This window comes from Bacillus sp. JJ1127, assembly GCF_036965845.1.
Taxonomy (GTDB): Bacteria; Bacillota; Bacilli; order Bacillales; family Bacillaceae_G; genus Bacillus_A.
On record NZ_JBALQK010000119.1, the window covers coordinates 6,402 to 9,581 of the forward strand.

Below are 3,180 nucleotides of genomic sequence, written 5' to 3' on the forward strand. Positions count from 1 at the left end.
AAAAATATAAAATAAAAGAGGAAAATCCCTTTATAACGAGCGATAGTTAATTCGTTTTCGTTTAAAGGGATTTTTTGTATGTAATAGAATAAGTAATAAATATGCTGTTTTAATCATAAAAACTTTGTTAGAAAAAGGGGAGGGATGTCAGTGTTTGAATCGTTATAAAAATGATAGTTTGTAAATACATAGAAAAAATCTAGAATAAAAAGATTGAATTTTCAATCAAAGGAAGGTGAGAGAGTTGGAGCTAGTTATTATTTTATTAGCACTTAGTTTACTTATGTTTGTTGCTTACAGAGGATTTTCTGTTATTTTATTCGCACCGATTTTTGCAATGTTTGCAGTATTTTTAACAGAACCTAGTTTTGTGTTACCATTCTTTTCGAATATTTTTATGGAGAAAATGGTAGGATTTATTAAGTTATATTTCCCGGTGTTTTTACTAGGAGCGATATTTGGTAAAGTAGTAGAAATGTCAGGTATTGCGGATTCTATTGCTAAAACGATTATTGAACTAGTTGGTGAAAAGAGAACGATTTTAGCAATTGTTTTAATGGGAGCTGTTTTAACGTATAGCGGCGTAAGTGTGTATGTTGTTGTGTTTGCAGTCTATCCATTTGCAGCAAAACTGTTTCGTCAAGCAAATATTCCAAAGCGTTTAATACCTGGGACGATTGTGCTTGGTGCTGTAACATTTACGATGGATGCTTTGCCAGGATCACCACAAATTCAAAATGTGATTCCGACGACATTTTTTAAAACTGATATTTATGCAGCACCTATACTTGGAATTATAGGAGCGATCTTTGTTTTAACATTAGGGTTAATCTATTTAGAGAGTCGGCGTAAGAAAGCAAAGGCAGCAGGGGAAGGTTATTTTGGTTTTGATGATGGAAATTCTGAAATGGCAGCATCTCTAGAGTTAGAGAAAAAGGAGAATGTTTCTTTTCAAAGTATTGAAATTTCAAGAGTACAGCAAGTAGTTGCATTTATACCTCTTATTTTAGTGGGGGTTATGAATAAAGTTTTTACGATGACTATACCGAAGTGGTATCCAAATGGTTTTGATTTCTCTTCAATTGGAATGAAAGCATTTGGAAAAGTTGAGTTAAGCGCAGTGCTCGGAATTTGGTCTGTAGAATTAGCACTTATTATGGGGATTATAGCAACACTTCTATTATATTGGAAACGTGTTGTGACGGGATTTCAAGCAGGATTGAATACAAGTATTGGGGGCGCATTGCTTGCGACGATGAATACAGGAGCCGAATTTGGCTTTGGAGGTGTCATTGCAGCTCTTCCAGGATTTGCAATTATGCGTGATAGCATTTCTGCCACATTCACTAACCCACTCGTGAATGGAGCTGTAACAACGAATATTCTTGCTGGTATTACAGGCTCAGCTTCAGGAGGTATGGGTATTGTTTTAAGCGCTATGGGCGATAAGTTTATTGCGGCAGCTGAACAATACAATATTCCATTAGAGGTTATGCATCGCATTGTCTCAATGGCATCGGGAGGAATGGATACACTGCCACATAACGGAGCAATTATTACAATCCTTACTGTTACAGGGTTAACGCATAAACAATCGTATCGTGATATATTTGCGGTTACAGTGTTGAAAACGGTTGCTGTTTTTTTAGTAATAGCATTTTATACTTTAACCGGAATCTATTAAAATGTTATAAATTATCTTCTATACTAAGAGGAAATAGCGAAATAAAGTGGAATAGTTAACTTGATAATTTGTATTGTAGAAACTTCACATTATAAAATATTTATTAGCGAAAGAAGGGGTGAAGTACTTGCAAGAGATCGCGGAGTTTCGTATGCCAAAGACTGTTTTATATGGGAGAAATTCGCTTGAAAAATTAGGAGAACAAACGAGTAAATTTTGGAAAAAAGCTTTTATTATCAGTGATTCTAGCATGGAGAAGCTTGGTTATATTGAAGAATGTATAAAACAGTTAAAGGCGAAAAAAATAGAAGTTGTTACATATACAAATGTGAATGCCGAGCCGACAAATGTTCATGTTTTAGAAGCGTTATCGATTTGTGTAGAATCAAATTGTGATTTTATCATCGGTCTTGGCGGTGGGAGTTGCATTGATGCGGCAAAAGCAGTAGCAGTACTGTTTACAAACGGTGGAGAGATTGAAGATTATGTTCAAAATCATATAGAAATAGAAAAACAACCATTACCGCTTATTGCAATCCCGACAACATCTGGTACGGGATCGGAAGTAACAAGTGTTGCTGTTATTACGAATAAAAAAACCGATGTAAAAATGATGATTAAACACCCAAGCTTTACGCCACAAGTAGCGATTATTGATCCAGTATTGACGCGTTCTGTACCACCTCATATTACTGCAGCAACTGGAATAGATGCATTATGCCATGCAATAGAAGCTTATATTTCTAGGTTTTCACAACCACTCAGCGATGTACTTGCGCTTTCAGCAATCGGAAGTATTATGAAATACTTACGTATCGCTTATGAAGATGGAGAGAATATGGAAGCAAGAGAAGTGATGATGATTGCCTCCTTACAAGCGGGTATCGCCTTTTCAAACGCATCGGTTGCGTTAGTTCATGGAATGTCTCGTCCAATTGGGGCACTATTTCATGTACCTCATGGTATATCAAATGCGATGTTATTACCAGCCGTTTTAGATTTTACAAAAGTTTGTTCAGTTAAGCGACTTGCAGATATCGGACGTCACATAAATCCAGAATTACATTCACTTTCTGATGAAGAGATGGCAAATCATACAATTGTTGAAATAAAGCGACTTTGCTCCAATCTTCATATTCCTAATCTAAAAGAGTACGGAATTGATCAAATTGAATTTGAAAATGCCCTTCCAAAAATGGCGAAAGATGCACTTGCCAGTGGAAGTCCAAGTAATAACCCTCGCATTCCATCTTATCATGAAGTGAAAAAATTATATCGTATATGTTTTGATTATCAATACGAAACTTCTGTAATTGATCTATAAGATTTCTGAATTTTCTTCAAATATTTCCATGGAAATTAGTTTAAAAATTATATAAACAAGGCTTTAGAAAAAATATCTAAAGTCTTGTTTTATTGTATTAAAAATATCTATATATACACCAATGACAAAGTCGACATAAACCCTCTCTTTTGGGATGGGAGAGAGCATCTAT

Annotated in this window: 2 protein-coding genes; both read left to right on the forward strand. The window is 35.1% G+C overall.

Annotated features, from left to right (window positions below):
• The first annotated feature begins 244 nt into the window (after window positions 1-244).
• A complete protein-coding gene (locus tag V7183_RS12770) occupies window positions 245-1,684 on the forward strand; it encodes a GntP family permease (RefSeq protein WP_097898445.1) in 1,440 nt (479 codons plus the stop codon).
• A 118-nt stretch (window positions 1,685-1,802) separates the two neighbouring features.
• The gene (locus V7183_RS12775; RefSeq protein WP_335359758.1) at window positions 1,803-3,008 is read left to right on the forward strand and encodes an iron-containing alcohol dehydrogenase; all 1,206 of its coding nucleotides are present in this window, start codon (window positions 1,803-1,805) and stop codon (window positions 3,006-3,008) included.
• Window positions 3,009-3,180 lie beyond the last annotated feature (172 nt).